Source organism: Pseudobutyrivibrio xylanivorans DSM 14809 (genome assembly GCF_900141825.1).
In the GTDB taxonomy this organism is placed as follows: Bacteria; Bacillota; Clostridia; order Lachnospirales; family Lachnospiraceae; genus Pseudobutyrivibrio; species Pseudobutyrivibrio xylanivorans.
In genome coordinates, this window is the sequence record NZ_FQYQ01000027.1 from 14,918 (window position 1) to 33,081 (window position 18,164).

The 18,164-nt window shown below is 36.5% G+C and carries 24 protein-coding genes and 1 pseudogene; 2 read left to right on the forward strand and 23 right to left on the reverse strand.

All coding sequences use genetic code 11. The features are described from left to right. Nucleotides 1–72: 72 nt before the first annotated feature. From BUA88_RS13770 to BUA88_RS13865, 20 genes are all read right to left on the reverse strand, one after another. Nucleotides 73–591, reverse strand: coding sequence for an ImmA/IrrE family metallo-endopeptidase (locus BUA88_RS13770; protein ID WP_072919028.1), 519 nt, complete (start codon nucleotides 589–591; stop codon nucleotides 73–75). A 6-nt stretch (nucleotides 592–597) separates the two neighbouring features. Next, nucleotides 598–951 carry a helix-turn-helix domain-containing protein gene (locus BUA88_RS13775; protein WP_072919030.1) on the reverse strand — a complete coding sequence of 118 codons (354 nt, stop codon included), beginning with the start codon at nucleotides 949–951 and terminating at the stop codon, nucleotides 598–600. Between the two features lie 239 nt (nucleotides 952–1,190). Further along, nucleotides 1,191–1,517, reverse strand: coding sequence for a MazG nucleotide pyrophosphohydrolase domain-containing protein (locus BUA88_RS13780; RefSeq protein ID WP_072919032.1), 327 nt, complete (start codon nucleotides 1,515–1,517; stop codon nucleotides 1,191–1,193). Between the two features lie 22 nt (nucleotides 1,518–1,539). Further along, entirely contained in the window at nucleotides 1,540–2,061 is a 522-nt protein-coding gene (locus BUA88_RS13785; RefSeq protein ID WP_072919034.1) for a GNAT family N-acetyltransferase, read from the reverse strand. Next, complete coding sequence (locus BUA88_RS13790; protein WP_072919036.1) at nucleotides 2,061–2,408, reverse strand: inorganic pyrophosphatase; 348 nt, start codon at nucleotides 2,406–2,408, stop codon at nucleotides 2,061–2,063. The genes BUA88_RS13785 and BUA88_RS13790 overlap by 1 nt, the downstream gene beginning before the upstream one ends. A gap of 3 nt (nucleotides 2,409–2,411) precedes the next feature. After that, nucleotides 2,412–3,560 (reverse strand): PDDEXK nuclease domain-containing protein, encoded by a 1,149-nt coding sequence (locus BUA88_RS13795; RefSeq protein ID WP_072919038.1) that lies wholly within the window; start codon nucleotides 3,558–3,560, stop codon nucleotides 2,412–2,414. A 142-nt stretch (nucleotides 3,561–3,702) separates the two neighbouring features. Then, a complete protein-coding gene (locus BUA88_RS13800) occupies nucleotides 3,703–4,869 on the reverse strand; it encodes a relaxase/mobilization nuclease domain-containing protein (RefSeq protein WP_072919040.1) in 1,167 nt (388 codons plus the stop codon). A gap of 17 nt (nucleotides 4,870–4,886) precedes the next feature. Further along, the gene (locus BUA88_RS13805; RefSeq protein WP_072919042.1) at nucleotides 4,887–5,756 is read right to left on the reverse strand and encodes a DUF6017 domain-containing protein; all 870 of its coding nucleotides are present in this window, start codon (nucleotides 5,754–5,756) and stop codon (nucleotides 4,887–4,889) included. Between the two features lie 240 nt (nucleotides 5,757–5,996). After that, nucleotides 5,997–6,251, reverse strand: coding sequence for a 30S ribosomal protein S18 (gene rpsR / locus BUA88_RS13810; RefSeq protein ID WP_028234190.1), 255 nt, complete (start codon nucleotides 6,249–6,251; stop codon nucleotides 5,997–5,999). A gap of 46 nt (nucleotides 6,252–6,297) precedes the next feature. Continuing rightward, a complete protein-coding gene (locus BUA88_RS13815; RefSeq protein WP_072919043.1) occupies nucleotides 6,298–6,735 on the reverse strand; it encodes a single-stranded DNA-binding protein in 438 nt (145 codons plus the stop codon). 24 nt (nucleotides 6,736–6,759) lie between these two features. After that, on the reverse strand, nucleotides 6,760–7,050 hold the full coding sequence (gene rpsF / locus BUA88_RS13820) for a 30S ribosomal protein S6 (protein ID WP_028247183.1): 291 nt from the start codon (nucleotides 7,048–7,050) through the stop codon (nucleotides 6,760–6,762). Nucleotides 7,051–7,197: 147 nt separating this feature from the next. After that, nucleotides 7,198–7,956 carry an NAD-dependent protein deacylase gene (locus BUA88_RS13825; protein WP_072919062.1) on the reverse strand — a complete coding sequence of 253 codons (759 nt, stop codon included), beginning with the start codon at nucleotides 7,954–7,956 and terminating at the stop codon, nucleotides 7,198–7,200. Between the two features lie 47 nt (nucleotides 7,957–8,003). After that, complete coding sequence (locus BUA88_RS13830) at nucleotides 8,004–8,462, reverse strand: divergent PAP2 family protein (protein WP_072919045.1); 459 nt, start codon at nucleotides 8,460–8,462, stop codon at nucleotides 8,004–8,006. A 14-nt stretch (nucleotides 8,463–8,476) separates the two neighbouring features. After that, a complete protein-coding gene (gene rsmI / locus BUA88_RS13835; RefSeq protein WP_072919046.1) occupies nucleotides 8,477–9,319 on the reverse strand; it encodes a 16S rRNA (cytidine(1402)-2'-O)-methyltransferase in 843 nt (280 codons plus the stop codon). 8 nt (nucleotides 9,320–9,327) lie between these two features. Further along, nucleotides 9,328–10,074 carry a tRNA1(Val) (adenine(37)-N6)-methyltransferase gene (locus BUA88_RS13840; RefSeq protein WP_072919048.1) on the reverse strand — a complete coding sequence of 249 codons (747 nt, stop codon included), beginning with the start codon at nucleotides 10,072–10,074 and terminating at the stop codon, nucleotides 9,328–9,330. Continuing rightward, nucleotides 10,074–10,952 carry a PSP1 domain-containing protein gene (locus tag BUA88_RS13845; RefSeq protein ID WP_028247178.1) on the reverse strand — a complete coding sequence of 293 codons (879 nt, stop codon included), beginning with the start codon at nucleotides 10,950–10,952 and terminating at the stop codon, nucleotides 10,074–10,076. Before BUA88_RS13845 ends, BUA88_RS13840 begins: the two co-directional genes overlap by 1 nt. Further along, nucleotides 10,949–11,986, reverse strand: coding sequence for a DNA polymerase III subunit delta' (holB, locus tag BUA88_RS13850; protein ID WP_072919050.1), 1,038 nt, complete (start codon nucleotides 11,984–11,986; stop codon nucleotides 10,949–10,951). Before holB ends, BUA88_RS13845 begins: the two co-directional genes overlap by 4 nt. A 31-nt stretch (nucleotides 11,987–12,017) precedes the next feature. Next, nucleotides 12,018–12,458: a YaaR family protein gene (locus BUA88_RS13855; protein ID WP_072919052.1), complete on the reverse strand. Its 441-nt coding sequence runs from the start codon at nucleotides 12,456–12,458 to the stop codon at nucleotides 12,018–12,020. 8 nt (nucleotides 12,459–12,466) lie between these two features. After that, a complete protein-coding gene (locus BUA88_RS13860; protein ID WP_072919053.1) occupies nucleotides 12,467–13,051 on the reverse strand; it encodes a nucleoside/nucleotide kinase family protein in 585 nt (194 codons plus the stop codon). 46 nt (nucleotides 13,052–13,097) lie between these two features. After that, nucleotides 13,098–14,465: an aminotransferase class I/II-fold pyridoxal phosphate-dependent enzyme gene (locus tag BUA88_RS13865; protein WP_072919055.1), complete on the reverse strand. Its 1,368-nt coding sequence runs from the start codon at nucleotides 14,463–14,465 to the stop codon at nucleotides 13,098–13,100. A gap of 99 nt (nucleotides 14,466–14,564) precedes the next feature. Between BUA88_RS13865 and mobA the strand changes: the two genes are divergently transcribed. Beyond that, nucleotides 14,565–15,182 (forward strand): molybdenum cofactor guanylyltransferase, encoded by a 618-nt coding sequence (gene mobA, locus BUA88_RS13870; protein WP_072919057.1) that lies wholly within the window; start codon nucleotides 14,565–14,567, stop codon nucleotides 15,180–15,182. Between the two features lie 16 nt (nucleotides 15,183–15,198). Here the strand turns inward: mobA and BUA88_RS13875 are convergent, their stop codons facing one another. Together BUA88_RS13875 and BUA88_RS13880 are read right to left on the reverse strand one after the other, a co-directional pair. After that, nucleotides 15,199–16,053 (reverse strand): hypothetical protein, encoded by an 855-nt coding sequence (locus BUA88_RS13875; protein ID WP_072919058.1) that lies wholly within the window; start codon nucleotides 16,051–16,053, stop codon nucleotides 15,199–15,201. Beyond that, a complete protein-coding gene (locus tag BUA88_RS13880) occupies nucleotides 16,053–16,685 on the reverse strand; it encodes a type IV toxin-antitoxin system AbiEi family antitoxin domain-containing protein (RefSeq protein ID WP_072919064.1) in 633 nt (210 codons plus the stop codon). Before BUA88_RS13880 ends, BUA88_RS13875 begins: the two co-directional genes overlap by 1 nt. A 194-nt stretch (nucleotides 16,686–16,879) precedes the next feature. Between BUA88_RS13880 and BUA88_RS13885 the strand changes: the two genes are divergently transcribed. Beyond that, on the forward strand, nucleotides 16,880–17,392 hold the full coding sequence (locus tag BUA88_RS13885) for a hypothetical protein (RefSeq protein ID WP_072919060.1): 513 nt from the start codon (nucleotides 16,880–16,882) through the stop codon (nucleotides 17,390–17,392). A 130-nt stretch (nucleotides 17,393–17,522) separates the two neighbouring features. Here BUA88_RS13885 and BUA88_RS16210 read toward each other — a convergent pair. Then, a pseudogene (locus BUA88_RS16210) lies at nucleotides 17,523–18,164 on the reverse strand (hypothetical protein); the annotation flags it as partial.

The window sequence follows — 18,164 nt, forward strand, 5'->3', positions numbered from 1 at the left end:
CTGGTAACAATCTTCTGTGCGTTTTTTCTTTTGTAATAAATTCACTAAAGGAACCACCTTTCAATATTTAGTTTACTTACAATGCTTTAATTGGCACCTAGCAGCTGCACCCGATACACCGCAGCGTTCTTCAACCTCCCAAGCTCTCATTCCTTTTATTAGATATGAGGATGCTAATAACTCTCCACCAAAACAATCAGCCTGCCATTCAGGATCTTCAAATGGTTTTAACTTCTCATCTGGTTCAAGCCTACATAATGCCACACAATCATCTTCATGCATAAACAGGTGTCCAATTTCATGAGCAACTGTAAGACGATCTCGACCTTCACCTGCTACTGCTCGATCATAAACATCCTCTCTTATTCTTATAAGATTTTTGCTAGGATATGTTTCCCCATGTTTATTCCCCATTTCCTTTTCTGATACAATTTCATAATTGAAATCAGGAATAATCATTGGTAATACATTTTCTAGAAATTCTATTACCGGGAAATATAGCTCATTCTCCAGTCCCACTTTTTTCTTTAGCGAATACACAAATCTCTGAATGTCTCTTCGAGAACATGCATCCGCTTTAAAACAATTCATAGCATTTTACCTCCTCTTTAAAATTTTCTGAATCTCTTCCAATTGAGTATCATCAATATCCGAAAACTTTCTAGCAAATGATACCGCTAATTCTCTTCTACTAGCTGATGCTCCAGAAAAATCAAGTTCTATTGTTTTTTCTGTGTCTGCTATAACCTTCGTAAATTCATCCTTTTGTCCTTCGTTAAGCTCATATAAACTGCAGATTCTCCCATTCCATGCCGTAGGCATTCTCTTTTTGCCATTTTCTACTGCCGACAAAAATGATACGGATACCTCAAGCTTATCAGCCATGTCCTTCAGTATTTCTCCGCGATCTATACGTAACTTACGCAGGAACCTTCCTAGACTGGTTAACATATGATACCCTCCTTATTATTTAAAACACTAGTGTCTATAATTATATTAGCATACAATATTTTGTGTTTCAACCTTTTGGTTGAATTATTTTTTAATTCAAAAAACTTTCATTTCCTTAGGCACAACATCCTCAATTATTAAACTATTCTTACTTTACATCAATATTATCATCTATAGTTAACTCTTACTTCTACCTTTTGCATTGCAATACAAGAAGGATTATAATTTCATAACTGCTTCTACCAGCGGTTCATATTCTTCTCAAACTTACTAGAGTAAGATTCTTTTAACTCATCGGCAGATATCCCATAGCAAAGCAAAACATCATTGTAATACATAAGCACATCAGCCATTTCTTCAATAAGATGATTACGCTCAGGATTGTCTATATCAGCTGCTTGAGGGCCATGCTTCTTAACTATATCAATAACCTCTCCAACTTCTCCAATCATCCAAAGTAGTTTATTTTTACCAACTTCTGGAGAAATATGCTCCCATTTATCTTTGTACTTTTCCTGAAGTACTTTCTGCATCTCAAGCATTTCGTTTATACCGAAGTCAGACATAATATTATCTATCCCCCTTAGTTTACTGTTTATTAGTAATTATATCTATTTGTGCTTCTACTACATAATAATCATCCATGTTATATATCTTACCGGTCTCCATGAAGCCATTTTTATGCCAAAAATGTTCTGCCTGTGGATTATTTTGTACCCAACATAACTGAATATTCGTAAACCCATTATCACTTACAAATCGTCTCAACTCACTTATGATTTCACTTCCTACCCCTTTATTCTGAACAGATATGCCAGTCATAAAGAATCCAATATAAGCAGTATTCTTATCTGGATAACCAAGTATTAAATCCATAACAGCAATCAAATTATCACTATCATAGAAACCTATGTAATACTTATTATTTAATGTTACTCCAGGCGGTAGTGCTGTCATATCTGCCTTTATGCTTTCAGTTGTCACAAAAGGTGGACAATACTGATAGTACAATTCATTTTTGCAGCACATGTTATATACCTGCAGAATATCCTGCTCATTCAATGCTCTGACTTCGTATGCCTTCGATATTCTAGTAATTTCTAACTCCATTATCTTAATAATATTCCTTTATAGTATTTTTCTTGAAACTCTATTTTTTCGAGGATTTCTTCATCCGAATAATCCTTACCATCTATGGAAACAATCCATTTATCCTCAATATCATTAGTTCGATGATATACTGCGATAACTGTACCAGTGTAGGTGTCAAGCGGCTCATCTGCACCAAATATGTAAACATCCTGTTCTTCTCCGTCAGGCGCAAAGACGCCATCGACATATCCATAGTTGATAGGATAAATCATATCTGGGTAATTCGGATGTGCCGAGCCAAGCGGCCGATCAACCGTTCCTGTGACAATAGAACCAATAATCTCTTTGTTTTTCTGATTTTTCATTCCTCAATCCTCGGCATCTAATAATCTTTTTAATTCTTCTATATCTGGCAATGCCTTTTTTAATTCTTCAGACATATCTTTAGATGTCTTATACGTCGCAACTCCCATAGGTTTTGAATAATCTTGAATTACATAATCAACAAATGACTTGTTCATATCCCTACATAAAATAACCCCTATCGCTGGATTCTCATGAGGTTTCTTTTCAAAACCATCAAGTATGCTTAAATAACCTTGAAGCTGGCCCAAATATGATGGTTTAAACTTTCCTTTCTTAAGCTCAACCGCAACAAGACAATTTAATTCCCTGTTAAAAAAGAGTAAATCTATATATTGATCTTCTCCAAACGCATCCAAGTGATACTGGTTACTTATAAATGCAAAGTCTTTTCCAAAAGTTAAGATGAAATTCTTAACGTTGTTTACAATAGCATTTTCTACAACTCTTTCGTCTACATCAGCTGCATCACGGATATCTATCTCTTCCACATTTATATAATCAAGAAGGTATTCATCTTTAAATGTATTAATTGCTTTAAATGCTTGTAGACCTGGTGTCATAGTATTTGCAAAATTATTAGGAAGATTTCCTTGATGATGAAATAAATCTTGTTCAAGTATCTCTTCAACTGCTTTAAAACTAAGTTTCTCTTCTGCACACTTTTTTATATAAAAAACTCTTTCTTCATAAGATTTAACTTTTGATAAAATAGCTCTGTGATGAGAAAAACCTATTGAGAAAAAGTCTGCAAACGGAAAACTTTCCAAATTTGGCACATGCGTGTGCCAAATTTCCTCACGTTCTGAATCTTCTATTTTGGCACACGCATGTGCCAAAATAGAGTTTTTATCTTCAATCACATATGTCGAATTTGTATCAAGAACGCGCCATTCCTCATAAAAAGTTCTCATATATCTTAAATTTCTTGCTGAAAACCCTTTTAATCCAGGCAACTCTCTTTCTAGCTGTTCACTAATAGCATCAATCGCCCCTTGTCCCCAAAATCCATTTCTAGAATTGAGAGAAATGTATTTTCCAATGCCAAAATAAAGCATTAATTGATTCGCATTAACATTTTTAGCAGCTTCATATTGGCTTTGAAGAATTGCCGTCTTTATTAATTCCACTGCATCTCTATATTTTTGATCCATATCAGACCTCCATAATCTTGTTATCACTATTAAGAAAAATGATACTACATACTTTTAAACAAATCCAAATATTTCTCATGATAGCCAGTGAAATTTGTCGAGTGGCAAGCAATGATTTGGTCGGACAAATCGCCTGTTCGGCCTACAACACATTTTCCAAATGTGAGTTTTCTCGCTTACGCTCGCTTGAACCTCTACCCTTTTCCTCTCCATAAAGCATTTCAAGATTCTTACGTGCTACATAATAATCATATATGTCTTTTCTCAATTCCTTATATTCCAGATACTCTGTTTTTTTTATTTCAAGTACAGTTCCATATTCTTCACGCAGTTTTTTGAGATTAAATAAATTCTTGTCACCCAACTCTTTATAGATTTCCATTGCAGCTTTAAATCTAATAATCTCTTCTTCATGCTGCGAATAATATTTTTTGCTATAACCACTGGCTTTATACTCATCAAAGTATTTTTTGTTCTTGGAGTAATCAATAATGGCATTTTGCATCCTCTTGTTTTTTTCCAGATAAGCCTCATGCTCTTTTATTGATTCCTTTAATCTATCAATTTTTTGGGTTCGTTCATCTGTTATTTTGCAGAGTTCTTCATATGATGCAATTTTCTTTTCTTCTAAAAATAAAATAGTCTTTGCCATTTGTTTGGCATTGAATCGCTTCGCCCAGGTAATATATCCTTTACCCTTTCCTTCTAAAGCTTTATTCTGAACATCTTTAAGAAACTCTATGCGTTTATCCTTAAAATTAGCCTTTCTAGTGTAACTTCCCTTTACCTTTCGTTCAGAATAACTCATTGGATTTTTAATTACTGAAAGACCATTCTCAAGACACAGACAATCAGATATTTTTCGTACTACCATTGATGATAAGTAATAATTATTAAATTTTCGCTTACCATCAGTTGACACGGAATTAAAAATTATATGATTATGAATATGCGCTTTATCTGTATGCGTTGACACAATAAAAGCATATTTCCCCTTAGTAAAACGCATTGCCAATTCATAACCTATCTCATTTGCCTTCTCTGGAGTGATTTCCCCTGGTTTGAACGACTGTCGAATTTGATAAGCAATTACTTCATTACTACGGACTCCCGCAACCTGATTATAATACATCTGCTTATGTAACAAGAACTCGACATCAGCTGTACGTATATCACATTCATAACTAGATACATATTTACCTTTTTCATTTTTCTCTTCATTTAGGGCATATGCCAATCTTTCTTCAAGGCATTGCGACATTGTTTTACCCTTATTTAGATGTAAAGGTATTATTCTTGTAGTAGCCATAGTCCCCCCTTTCGTAATTACTTCCCCATAACCATATTGTGGTTTACCTCAGCTTGATAATAACTTTTTATCGTTGTTGGGGCATTAAACAGACTGGCCAACATATATTTTTTAATGTTCCTCACTTTGGTACAATTCTTCGACATGCATTCAACAACATACTGAACATGAAACATGTTTAACTTTTGTAGTTTTCTTTTTACCAATTCTAGTGAATATCTACAGCTTGCTATAACTATGCTTTTATCCTTTCTTAGCATTGTCTCCAATACCAACTCGAATATTTCTTCATATAACTCACTATTATCAGGATCATCATTCATCAATACGTCTATACCCAGCTGGTCTCGTATTCTTTTTCCCATCTCCATCACATCTATATCGATAGGATTAGATTTTATATCTACATTAGTATTAATCTCTTTATTATTATTAGAGTTTATATCTGATACTTCTTGAAGTTTTGTTTCTAAACTCTTAGCAGTTTGTTTTTCAAACTCCTTAGAATATACATTGTCATCCTCAATAACAAAGCTCTTTACATAAATTATCGCAGGCTTTCCTTGTCCCTGCTGTTTCTTTTCAATTAAGCCTATTCCTGATTCATCATCTAATTCTTTAAATAGTTTGATTGCCTTATTTCTCCCAATATTCAGTTGTTCCATTACATCCACTACTGAGAAATATATGTAGACACGATTATACTTATCAAACCATTTATTCTTCGCTGATAATGCCATTCTATCTAGCATTAATCCATAGAGCAGCTTTGCATCATTACTTAAACTCTTAAAGCGTGGATTTGTTATTAATTCTTTTGGAATTCTATAAAATGTAAATAACTCTGATTCTTTTCCATAAAAATACTTGAACTGAATATCGCTCATATCTGCTATCTTCCTCTCATGATCTGCTGGTATAACTGCGACAAAGGTTTAGTAGAATCTTTAAATGACAAATAAAAAAGACACCATTCGGATTTGAATCCAAATAGTGTCTTATTTGTTCAAGTATTTCTCCTGACCTATGTATTATTACGTATTATTCTGTATCTAACCATTTGATTTTGGAGTCAAATTGGTGTCAAAACTGAATCAAAATCGTTCTAATACCTATAAATTCAAGAATTAATCCTGTACGTATGGCATAAGTGCAACGTGACGAGCACGCTTGATAGCTACTGTAAGAGCTCTCTGGTGCTTAGCACATGTGCCTGTGATACGACGTGGAAGAATCTTTCCACGCTCAGAAATATACTTCTTAAGCTTTGCTGTATCCTTGTAGTCGATAACGTTATCCTTACCACAGAAAACACAGACTTTCTTTCTTCTATGCATTGGTCTTCTTCTCTGCTGACCATCGCCTGTCTTATTAAAAGCCATGATTTAACCTCCTATTGATGTTAGCCAAGGCTTTCGTTACCTTGACTTAGTTGAACGGTAATTCCTCGTCAATTCCATCAGGGATATTCATGAAGCCGTCGCCTGCGTCTGAGCTTGGTGCGAAATTGCTGCCACCGTCGAAGCTGCTTCCGCCACCTTGAGAGTTTTTACTCTCTGCGAACTCAACATTCTCGCAAACTACATCGGTAGTGTAAACTTTCTGTCCGTCCTTGTTTGTATAAGAGCCAGTCTGAATACGACCCTCTACAACAAATTTTGTGCCCTTACGAGCATACTTCTCAAGGAACTCTGCTGTCTTTCCGAAAGCAACGCAGTTAATGAAATCTGCTGTCTGCTCATCGCCTTCTCTCTTAAATCTACGATCAACTGCAAGAGAGAATCTTGCAACAGCGCTGTTGTTTGAACCACCGTAACGAACTTCTGGGTCTCTTGTGAGACGTCCCATAAGAATAACTTTATTCATAATTAATCTCCTTATCTTATACTATTAAGCCTCGTCAGCTCTAACGCATAAGAATCGAAGTACGTTGTCCATGATGCGAATATTCTCTTCGATCTGTGCAGGTACGCCTGCCTCAGCATCGAAGTGGATGAAGTAATAGTAACCTTCATTCATCTTCTGAATTTCGTAAGCAAGTCTCTTCTTGCCCCAATCATCGACGTCTGAGATCTGTCCACCAAAGCGAGTGATGTACTCCTTCGCCTTCTCAACTGTGGCAGTTCTTGCATCGTCTTCGATCTTCGCATTAACAACGAGTGCTAATTCATACTTGTTCATGCTTTTCTACCTCCTTTTGGTCTATTGGCCAAGCTACGTTATATAGCCTAGCAAGGATATAAATGTTTTATACCACGAAATGAGATTTTAACATGTAAGAAGGTATTTTTCAAGGCTTTTCACATTTTTATTTGTTTTTTTGCGTATTTATAAATCAATCCCTTGTAATTTGGCCAGTTCTGTGAATACCTCACCAATTCTGTCCTTAATTATCAATGTGTTTTCTGACTCCCTAAAGGCCAGTTCACTTTGATTAATTATTACAATGTACTTTCCATTAAAGTAGTTTACAAATGACGCTGCCGGATAAACCGTTAATGATGTTCCGCCGATTATCATCATATCTGCCGAACCAATAGCTCTCACTGCTCCGTTTACCTGATCTTCCGGAAGTCCTTCCTCATAAAGTGTTATATCTGCACGTACTACTCCGCCACAGTAATCACATGTTGGTATTGGCTCTTCAGAATCGAAAATATAATCAACCGGATAAGTTGTTCCGCACTTCATACAGTAATTTCTTAATGCACTACCGTGAATCTCATACACAGCTTTGCTTCCGGCTTTCTGATGAAGCCCGTCAATATTCTGAGTAACGATACCGTTAAGCTTACCCATCTGCTCAAGCTTAGCCAGATACTTATGGGCATTGTTAGGCTCTATATTTCTTGTATCCATCTTCTGACGATGGAACTCAAAATATACCTTTGGCTCGTGAATAAGACAGCTGTGACTCAGAAGATATTCTGGCTGATACTTATCGAATCTTACGTCATGCTGATTATAAAGACCGTCTTTGCTTCGAAAATCTGGAATACCGCTTTCTGTACTAACACCCGCACCACCAAAGAATACGATTCTTGAACTATCATCAATCATTTCCTTGAGTCTTTGGATATTATCCATGTTTACCAATACAATTCCCCCTCTCTTTTTTATATGTTTTACTGCCTTTAGAATGGCAGATAATAAACTACCAACGCACAAATGATACCAATAACACCACCAGCCATCAGCTCTGGCATTGTGTGACCCATTTTTTCCGTAAATCTCTTAATGTTCAGTGGTTGTTTACCCTCTTCCTCACGCTCATCATTGAGATCATTTAAAGCTCTTCCCTGTCTCTGAGTCTCAAAACGTACTCCTCTGGCATCATATAATGTAATAAATCCAAAAAAGAATACTGCTGCAAACTCAAATGAACCAGTGCCGATACAGGCTCCTGTTATTGTAATCAACGCAAGCACTGTGGCTGCGTGTGAACTTGGCATTCCACCGCTTTCAACCAATCGGTCTTTGTTAAAACCGCTCATTGTGCAGTCAATGATAATCTTAATAGCCATCGCTATTAGCCAAGCGACTACAGGTGCAATAAAAATTTTGTTTAGGAATAAATCAGTCAAAATATACATTTTCATCTCCCATGCTAATCAAGCAATGCGTTGTAAATGTCTCGTTTACTAACTCCTCTATCTTTGGCAACAGCCTTCATGGCTTCCTTTTTATCCATGCCTTGATTCAAGTACATATCCATGTGTTCCTGAATGGTCATCTCCTCAAATGCAGCTCTTGCTTCCTCAATGACTTCTGCCTTTGATTTTCCAGCTAATACTAATACATATTCACCTCTTGGCTCTTTGGTCTCATATGATTTAAGTGCTCCGCCAAGTGTAGTCTTTTCCTTTTCCTCGTGCTTTTTAGTAAGCTCTCGGCAAAGAGTAATGCCTCTGTCTTCACCAAGTGTTTCTGTCAGCTCCTTTAATGTAGCTATAAGATGGTGAGGTGCCTCATAAATGATGATAGTTCTAGTCTCAGTTTTTAATTCTTCTAATATTCTACGACGTTCCTTCTTATCCTTTGGAAGGAATGCTTCAAATGCAAATCTTCTGCATGCCTGTCCTGACATTGTCACTGCTGTGATACATGCGGCAGGTCCTGGTACTGATGTAACTTCAATTCCTTCCTCGTAACACATCGCTACAAGCTCCTCGCCTGGATCAGAAATACCAGGTGTTCCAGCATCCGTTACGACTGCGATATTCTGCCCCTCCTTTAACTTTGCTATCAGTGTGTGGGCTTTTTCCACCTTATTGAACTCGTGATAGCTGGTCATTGGAGTATCTATCTCAAAATGGTTAAGTAGCTTTATTGAATTTCTTGTATCCTCTGCTGCTATCAAATCTGCTTCCTTGAGAATTCTAACTGCTCGAAAAGTCATATCCTCAAGATTTCCGATTGGTGTTGCAACTAAGTAAAGTGTTCCGCTCATTTACACCTCTATTTCATTATCATTCCATATATATCATAAATTTCTTTTGTGTACTGTCCCGGTGCATCGTACACAATAAGTGGTGCCTCCACTGTAAGCTGTGGACCGCCTCCCTTGACACCCTCTATAAGAACCATATTTGGCTCCTTATCTTCAAAAGGATAAACCAATCTCATTCTCTTTGGCTCCAGCTTATACTGGCGCATCAATGTAATGATTTCCACCAGTCTGAATGGGCGATGTACGAAATAGCATCTTCCCATTGGCTTAAGCACTGCCGCTGTCTGACTAATAACATCCTCCAGTGAGCAAAGCAACTCGTGTCTGGCAATAGCTTTGGCGTCATTTGGATTCTTTAATCCGTGGTGATTAGTCATGTAAGGAGGGTTGCTTGTAACAACATTCATTGTGCCCTTTCCGAAAATCTGGGCCGCTTCCTTAATGTCACCTTCAATTATTTCTATTTTATCACTTAATCCATTCAATAAAACGGATCGATTTGCCATTTCTGCACTTTCATGCTGGATTTCCAGTCCTGTAAAATGCTCTCCGTCTGTCTTGGCCTCCAGTAATATAGGAAGAATTCCTGTGCCTGTACCTAAGTCTAGCGCCTTCTCTCCCTCTTTAACTCTAGCAAACGATGATAGCAAGACAGCATCCATGCCAAAACAGAATTTGTCAGGATGCTGAATTATTTTATATCCGTTTATTTGAAGATCATCTACTCGCTCATCGTCGCGAACAAGATTTTCCATTAATTTTTATCCTCCAAATCGGCAAGCTCTTTCGCCTCTTCCTTAGATACCTGTACCTTGCGCTTTCTAGGCTTAAACTTAAGCTGATCTGTAGGATAATCCTTTACCTCCTTAAGATCTCCATCCTCAAAAAGCACACGAACTGTCTGGCGAAGTACGTTTACTGACTGAACTGTACCCTTAAAACCATCAGGTGTTGTGACTGTATCATTGATACCAGGAAGACGACTGTTAAGATACTCATAAGTCTCCTGCTCGTTCTTAAGGCAGCACATGAGTCTTCCGCAAAGTCCTGAAATCTTTGTAGGATTAAGAGAAAGATTCTGCTCCTTTGCCATCTTGATAGATACTGGAACAAAATCAGCAAGATAGCTCTTACAGCAAAGCTCTCTTCCACATATACCAATTCCACCCATAAGCTTTGTCTCATCTCTGACACCAATCTGTCTAAGCTCGATACGTGTGTGGAATACTGCAGCAAGATCCTTTACAAGCTCACGGAAATCAATACGTCCGTCAGCTGTGAAATAGAAAATAAGCTTATTATTGTCGAAGGTATACTCAGCACCAACAAGCTTCATCTCAAGCTCACGCTTTGCGATTTTCTCTTCACAAATCTTAAGTGCTTCCTTTTCCTTTTCGATATTCTTAACAGCTTTTTTCTTATCTTCCTCTGTGGCCTTTCTCATGATTTTCTTGATTGGGCCTGGAACCTCGTCGTCTGAAATCTCCTTGTCTACTAAAAGAACTGTTCCGATTTCAACACCACGAACTGTTTCTACAATAACCTGATCCTCTCTTTTGAGCTCTACTCCGTCTGGATCAAAGTAATATACTTTTCCGCCGCCTCTAAAGCGTACGCCGATAACCTTTATCATTTACTGTTCTCCTTGATTGATTCTATAAGAAGCGTAATGGTCAATTCGAAATTGACATTAGCATTTAGTCTGGCTCTTGCTTCTGCTATCGCATCAACAATATTGTTCAAGCCATAGTATGAGCAGCGCTGTGCCTGCTCCTGTATATCATATGAATTCTCCTTAAAAAGTAGGAGATTATCATTCAATGTCGCTTTATATAATAGCACATCTCTATACCAAAGGGTGATTAAATCTAGCATTTGTTCTATAAAGCCCTGAAATTTTTTCTCATCATCACCAGCTTTTTTATCACTGTCATTGGCTTCTTTGATGACTTTCACCTCATCGGCTATCTGGTTTTCTTCCATTCTACCTGCTCTTTTGCAGAGGGAAACTACCTGGTCTTTCACTTCATTAAAGCTGGAGTCTGTTGCTAAAGCTATGGCCTTTCCAACATTACCCTGAGCAAAGGTAGCCACCATTTCAGACTGATAATCTACAATCTCATATTTTGATTGTAATATCCTTTTTATACTTTCCGTATCAATGGATTTCATTTGAATCAGCACACATCTTGATAGAATAGTCTGAAGAAATGCATTGTGATTTGCTGTCAGCAGAATAATAATTGCATACTCAGGTGGCTCTTCAATTGTTTTAAGAATAGCATTCTGTGCCTGAGGATTCATTCTCTCTGCTTCTTCTACAATATAGATTTTATATTTGTTGCTGTAAGGTTTGATATCTACGTCATTAACTATCTGCTCTCTCACAGTATCTACACTGATATTTGATTTGCCCTCTTCTCGATGGACATAGATAATATCCGGATTATTATGGCTGATGGCCTGTTTGCAAGAATGACACTCTCCACAGGCATCATCTGAAGGATTCTCACATTGAAGCATAGTTGCAAATGCTTCTGCCAACATCATCTTGCCTGAACCCTTTTCTCCACTGAAAATATAGGCGTGGCTATGGTTTCCTGTTTTAACTGCGTTTTTAAGGAGGCTTTTAGCGTCCTCCTGTCCTATAATTTCACTGAAGCTCATTAATAGTTATTCTCCCAATTAATTACTTGTTCTAGGTGATGATATCAAGAAGAAGTCCTCTAATTTCATCTACCCTATTTAAAATATCAAGGTGGTCTCTTTCATCCTGAACAAGAGCTGATGCCAGCTCATCCATCTTTTCATCCACCAGTTTAATCATTCCATATACTCTGTGTCGACCACGACGATCTAGAAAGTTTTCTCTGGAAAATTTATGAGAGCGATTTACAACCTCGTTAAGGAAATCCTTTACCAATCCCCTATAACGCTTCATATCTCTGATATCCATATGCTCAGACAAAAGCTTTCCCTGAGTGGCTATATCATTCATGAGATTTGTCAGCTTCTCCTGAAGCTCAGCATCATCAATAGCTGAAGCCAAAGTGAATTTAAAAGTGTCATCCACTGGAGCTGTAGTCTTTGCTGATTCTGTTTGTTGAACCTGACTTACATCGCTTACTCTAATATCCATAAAAACACCTACCTATTTATGAATGCCGCTATGTTATCGCTGGTAATTGCACTATCCTCGTTGTTGTTAAATCTGTTTGTGATTCCTGCTTTTGAAAGATTTTCTTCTGAAAAATCCTGCTGATCTGCAAGGAAACGTCTACACATCTCTTCGTATTTAGGATGCTCCTGAATACGCTCGCGCTCAAGTGCTCGGCTAAGTCTTACACCATCATCTACTTCTATATATATCGGCAAAACCTTGTCTTCTCCGTAGTAATCACGGATTTTCACAAAGCTTTCTACTGTTCCAATCATAAGATAATCTTCATTTGCTAAATCCAAATTTCCGTCATCTACTGTAAAATAAAACCATGGGCCATGAACAGTATCGTATTTTCGAATCTCTATTACCTTGCCTTCTTCAACCAACTTATCTTTTTCTTCTATAGTCACGAAGTTGTACTCTTCCCCTGGCCTCTCGTGGCTTCGCTGCGGTCTTGTTGTATAAGAAACGATTCGCTTTACATTAATATCTTTTCTCTGAAGCAAAATTTTAAAAATTGTGTCTTTCCCTGTTGAGCTCTTGCCCATTATGCAAAATATTTTACCCATACTGTCCTCATTAATATTTTATATATAAAGTATAGTTTAACCTTATCTAATTGACAACGGAGATGGTTTCTCTTTCCATATCCATTCCAGTAACATGAAGTCCTTTAGCCTTAGCTTCATGTATTACCATTATTGCCTCTTGGCTGATTTCTTCTCCAGGAACTATAATCGGTGCTCCAGGTGGGTAAAGGCATACCATTGCCGACGATACTTTTCCCTCAGCCTGAGCCAGCGGTATCTCTTTTTCTCCTCCAGCCTTTGCCCGGAAAGTCTCCATGACTTTTTTATAATTTAGCTTTAGATTAGGAACATCAATGTGTCCCGCTGTTAACGTATCGTCGATTTCTTTTAAAGCTATTTTTAATCTGGCAAACCCTTCCTTTGTATCCATTATACTTGTCATTGCAAGCACGTAGGCAAAACTTGAAAGTTCTGTTTCCAATTCATATTTTTCTCTAAGAATCTTCGCTAGTTCCACACCTGTGATATCTGTATTCTCTGTAGAAATTACTAGTTTTCCTGGATCCTTCTTTTCTATTTCATCAGTCATAAGCTTAAGATATTTCAGTTCTCCACTTGTGGCATAAAAATCATGAAGGTTATCCACATAATCGCTAAATAATTCACGGCTGTTTTCCATGATATCAAGACAGTTGCTAATGGAATTCATAAGCACATATGAAGGAGAGCTTGTTTCAAAGATATCCAAAGCTGCTGACACTCTACCAGAGTTTATTCTATTTCCTGTGATATGCATAGCTGCCGTCTGTGTCAAACTCGGCAATGTCTTATGTAAGCTTTGTATCGTAATATCAGCCAGACCAACAGCCGAGCCTTTAAACTCGTCATTAAATCCAAGGTGTGCTCCATGTGCCTGATCCACAATAAGGATGATTCCTTTATCATGACAATACTCTGAGATTTCTTTTATTGGCGCATGAAATCCCTCATATGTTGGACTAGTAATAACTACTGCTTTTGGGATTACATCCACTTTTTCCACCGTAGATTTTACCTGCTCCATTGTTACGGCTTTAAAAATTCCATTTTCAAGAAGCTCCGCTTCAATATACTCACATTTTAAATGTCTTAGCATTACGGCATTATACACACTTTTGTGTGAATTTCTCTGTATTACAATATAGTCGCCTTCATTACAACAGGCATATATACTCGCCAGATTTCCTACAGTAGAGCCACCAACCAGAATACGGCTTTCATCAGCTCCAAAGAGCTTAGCCATTCGCCTTTGCTCTTCGTCAATTACTCCATTTGCATCATGCAGATCATCAACTCCATCTACCTCTGTCATATCAATTTTACAAACGCCATCCATCTGACGTTTGTGACCTGGCATATGAAACGGATACATATTTGATTTTGAATAATTTTCTAATGTCTTTTTTAAACTCATAATCTGATGTTAACTTTTAATTTCCTTTGAAAATCGATATTATATATATTAAAGTTATATCCTACATTTACTTAAGTATGATGACATCCGGAGGAAAACATGAACAGAACTTTAGTTATTCTTTGTGGAGGCGACAGCTCCCGCATGGGTACAAAAAAAGCTCTTTTACCATTTGAGGATAAGACTATGGTTGAATATATCTATGATAAATTCAGCCCATTTTTTGATAAAGTATACCTTTCTGTAAATGAAAGAGGTGACCTTTCCCATCTTGGTCTTGATGCTCAGGAAATTCCAGATATCTCCAGAAATGCTGGACCATATGGTGCTATCCTTTCCTGTCTTACCATGCTTTCTGGTGACAGGGCATTTTTCATGTCTGTTGATACGCCTTTTATGGATCCTCGTATTGCAGTTTATCTTTACGATCAATCCTACAACTACGATATAACTACTTTTAAGTTTTCCAACGATAATCTGGATACTATTTGTGGTGTTTACAATAAGCGTTGTATTGGTACTCTTTTTAAAAGTTTTTATTTTAAAAAGTCTACCATGAACTACATTCAGGACCGTTGCTATACTAACCTTATAGAAATTGAAGAGGTCACTAATATTTCATCTGTTTCTACTGAACAACAATTCTACAAAGTTAACGATAGACAATCATATTACTATGCTGTGTTTTCAATTTTAAAGCACAATTTTGTTTGCTAAGTCGTTGTTAGATTACTTAATCCAGAAACCTTTTTAGCTGTGGCATCCAATCTCCTAAGAAAACAAGATTGGCTTCCATAGCTTCCCAAATAGGTCCTAAAAAATTCATAAGACATAAATGTACGTCCGACCATTGTGGTTCGGACTTCTTTTTTTGTCGTAATTCCACTTTCCATTTCTTTTTCATGTAAGTGTAATCACCATAACTTTTAAGCATTTCTATTCTGCTATGGTCTATGTTTATCTTTTTTTCTTCTAATAGCTTTACAAGACTATCCTTTACCTTTCGTCCGTTCACAGGATAGGTTGTAAGAATCTCGTATGCCAGATAGTACTGATCCATATCATTAATCAGCTCGAGCTTTTCTATAATCTCCGCTAAATTTTTTACCAGTTCCTCTTCCTTTGGATTGGTCAAAACATCTACTACTCTGTTTTCATAAGCGGTAAGCTTTATCTGAAGCTTTTCTGGTTCATTGGCGGCACGGTGCTTTCTGAAATAGATATTCAAAGGAATATACATTTCATCAACTGTTATCTTCAGCTTTATTCCCGACTCATCCACTGTACCATTAACTATAAATGCCTCCAGTGCTGCTTTAGCCATAATCTCCTTTAAAATATCTCTCATATAGAGAACAGCCATTTTTTCATCAATCTCTTTTGCATACTCATAGTATATGTTTGAAATACATAAATCCTTATATACTTCAGTATTAAATTCATTTCCATTGCAGAGATAAAGCTCGTTACAATACTGTCCCTCTGCCAGTAACTCAATGATTATCTCAGCTACAACGGCACTTAAAATATTCTTGAAAGGAATATTTAGTTGTTCTGATTTTTCTTTTATCTGTAAACGATTAATCATTAGAGCCACACACCTATCATGGACTGAACCTTCTTCAACACCTTACGTTCCTTTGCGTATTCCATCAGCTTGGCAACATCTTTATCTTCATCCATAATGTATGCCCATACGCCCTTTTTAAAATCTTCCCTGTCTACCTTTTCCTGATATTTAAGAACATCACATATCAGACGTTCCTTTGTATAGATTTTCATTTTAGAACCTGCAAAATCTGCTTCGGTAACTCCCAGTTCCATAACCTCTGGTTCCGTATAATATGGCTCCACTATTGGATAGTCGATATTAAAACGGGATTTGCTGGTATTTTTATTTATAGCAATACTCCATTTATATGGTCTATCCTTAAGATATCCATATACATAAAGCGCAGACTCCATGGTAAGTATTCCATCCTCGCCGAAGAGTTTATGAATCCACTGGTCTTCAGTACATTCAAAGTACTTTGTAGTATAATATCCGCTTTTTACCCTTATGAGATATCCTTCTTCTACAAAAGAAAGAACTCTGCGATAATCTACTCCAAGTGCTTCTATCTCGCTAGTCTTAACAAGGCCACCGTTTTCTTCTACTAAGTCATTAATCTGTTCAAGCTGGTATTGTCTTTTTTCATCACGTGATAATAGCATTTCCATTTTTTCCACTCCTCTCTCCTTAGCGAGGTAATTATTTTTAATTATCCCATTCTTAAAAAATCCTGTCAAACCCTTTAATATCAAGGCTTTCAGCGTAATAGACAATAATTAGCGTCAATAATTGTCGTTTATTCAGTTTAGTTTAGTCTTATAATAGCATTAGTACTATTAATAATGTCTTTTAGGGGGTTTTTATGTCTGAAGAAACTATTACTCTAAGAAAAAATCCTTCTCGTAAGGAATGTGAAAAAGTAATTAAAAAGATTCTTATGACTGAGGTTTTAGAGCGAGGAACAAATGAACATTTCAAAACTGCTGCTGATTTTATGAGCTACTTTCAATCTCTCTACCCTGCCAGTGACAGTCTGACAAAGCAGGTTCAGCGTGCAGTTAAAGCTCTTGGTATGCCAAAAGACGAACGTGGTTATTTTATTATTAATAAAACTGAAGATCAGCTTAATCAGGATAAAGAAATTGCATTTCTATTAAAGAAAACCCGAGCAGAGCTTGTTCCACTTCCTGAATATGAAACCTTATTCCTTAAAGCGGATGGAAAATATAAGGATTATCTCTTTCAATTACTTTCTGAATCAGCTACTTTTGAAGATAAAGTAATTACAATAATCAACTCTTCTAAAGGATTATTATTGTACACTTCCAATGCACATCAGCTTGAAATTTTAATAAATAGTCTGATAAACAGGTAATTTGTTTCTTAAATATATTTAATTTATTCTCAGTCTCCAAAATAATAAAACGACAGTCATTGGCCATATTGACTGTCGTTTATCATTTCTATTTGTCTTATACTATCTATTTTAAGACATTTACTGTCTTTTATCTTCTTTTTCTTCTCTTTTTACCATTATCCCTTATTATTGTCATATTAGACTTCTTAGGTTTTGAATGTCTGCTTTTATATCTATGTCTAAACAATAATATTTCACTGGATCTGCTCTTAATGAAAAGAAACAGAGCAATTAGTACTGCTATTCCCAGAATAATTAATCCAATCTTTGGATAATCAACCTGAATATACTCTTTTCCGCTTCCCCCCTGCTCTACAGGAATATTATCAAATGGATAGCTTTCTACTTCTGCATTTGTAAATACCAGATTTGCCTGTCCAACATTTCTACCAGCATATGTATACTGAAGCTGTCCTACAACAGATTTATTATCCTTATCACTATAAGGTATAACCTCTGACGTAACATCTAATACACTAGCAGTCTTAGGAATAACTATTATTCCCTTTTTATCTATCTTAATTAATTCGCTATTCTCACTAAGGACACCTGTTACATTTACATCATCCTCTGATATTGATGCAAAATCAGCCACGTTATAAGTGCTAAAATTATCGAAACAATACTCAAAAAGGTTTGTCGAATCTGGGTACTGGTCATTAACTGTATCCTTCATTACTACACAAATCAAAGTCATTCCATTCTTCTTTGCGTATGTAACTAATGTTGC

Bases quoted from the DNA above. Each gene is read 5' to 3' on its own strand.
- BUA88_RS13845 (WP_028247178.1), bottom strand. From the start codon at position 10,952: ATGATAAAGGTTATCGGCGTACGCTTTAGAGGCGGCGGAAAAGTATAT.
- BUA88_RS13800 (WP_072919040.1), bottom strand. From the start codon at position 4,869: ATGGCTACTACAAGAATAATACCTTTACATCTAAATAAGGGTAAAACA.
- BUA88_RS13840 (WP_072919048.1), bottom strand. From the start codon at position 10,074: ATGGAAAATCTTGTTCGCGACGATGAGCGAGTAGATGATCTTCAAATA.
- BUA88_RS13880 (WP_072919064.1), bottom strand. From the start codon at position 16,685: ATGGAAATGCTATTATCACGTGATGAAAAAAGACAATACCAGCTTGAA.
- mobA (WP_072919057.1), top strand. From the start codon at position 14,565: ATGAACAGAACTTTAGTTATTCTTTGTGGAGGCGACAGCTCCCGCATG.
- BUA88_RS13815 (WP_072919043.1), bottom strand. From the start codon at position 6,735: ATGAATAAAGTTATTCTTATGGGACGTCTCACAAGAGACCCAGAAGTT.
- BUA88_RS13825 (WP_072919062.1), bottom strand. From the start codon at position 7,956: ATGGATAATATCCAAAGACTCAAGGAAATGATTGATGATAGTTCAAGA.
- BUA88_RS13790 (WP_072919036.1), bottom strand. From the start codon at position 2,408: ATGAAAAATCAGAAAAACAAAGAGATTATTGGTTCTATTGTCACAGGA.
- rpsF (WP_028247183.1), bottom strand. From the start codon at position 7,050: ATGAACAAGTATGAATTAGCACTCGTTGTTAATGCGAAGATCGAAGAC.
- rpsR (WP_028234190.1), bottom strand. From the start codon at position 6,251: ATGGCTTTTAATAAGACAGGCGATGGTCAGCAGAGAAGAAGACCAATG.
- BUA88_RS13830 (WP_072919045.1), bottom strand. From the start codon at position 8,462: ATGTATATTTTGACTGATTTATTCCTAAACAAAATTTTTATTGCACCT.
- BUA88_RS13805 (WP_072919042.1), bottom strand. From the start codon at position 5,756: ATGAGCGATATTCAGTTCAAGTATTTTTATGGAAAAGAATCAGAGTTA.
- BUA88_RS13780 (WP_072919032.1), bottom strand. From the start codon at position 1,517: ATGTCTGACTTCGGTATAAACGAAATGCTTGAGATGCAGAAAGTACTT.
- BUA88_RS13785 (WP_072919034.1), bottom strand. From the start codon at position 2,061: ATGGAGTTAGAAATTACTAGAATATCGAAGGCATACGAAGTCAGAGCA.
- BUA88_RS13855 (WP_072919052.1), bottom strand. From the start codon at position 12,458: ATGGATATTAGAGTAAGCGATGTAAGTCAGGTTCAACAAACAGAATCA.
- BUA88_RS13885 (WP_072919060.1), top strand. From the start codon at position 16,880: ATGTCTGAAGAAACTATTACTCTAAGAAAAAATCCTTCTCGTAAGGAA.
- rsmI (WP_072919046.1), bottom strand. From the start codon at position 9,319: ATGAGCGGAACACTTTACTTAGTTGCAACACCAATCGGAAATCTTGAG.
- BUA88_RS13875 (WP_072919058.1), bottom strand. From the start codon at position 16,053: ATGATTAATCGTTTACAGATAAAAGAAAAATCAGAACAACTAAATATT.
- BUA88_RS13795 (WP_072919038.1), bottom strand. From the start codon at position 3,560: ATGGATCAAAAATATAGAGATGCAGTGGAATTAATAAAGACGGCAATT.
- BUA88_RS13865 (WP_072919055.1), bottom strand. From the start codon at position 14,465: ATGAGTTTAAAAAAGACATTAGAAAATTATTCAAAATCAAATATGTAT.
- BUA88_RS13770 (WP_072919028.1), bottom strand. From the start codon at position 591: ATGAATTGTTTTAAAGCGGATGCATGTTCTCGAAGAGACATTCAGAGA.
- BUA88_RS13775 (WP_072919030.1), bottom strand. From the start codon at position 951: ATGTTAACCAGTCTAGGAAGGTTCCTGCGTAAGTTACGTATAGATCGC.
- holB (WP_072919050.1), bottom strand. From the start codon at position 11,986: ATGAGCTTCAGTGAAATTATAGGACAGGAGGACGCTAAAAGCCTCCTT.
- BUA88_RS13860 (WP_072919053.1), bottom strand. From the start codon at position 13,051: ATGGGTAAAATATTTTGCATAATGGGCAAGAGCTCAACAGGGAAAGAC.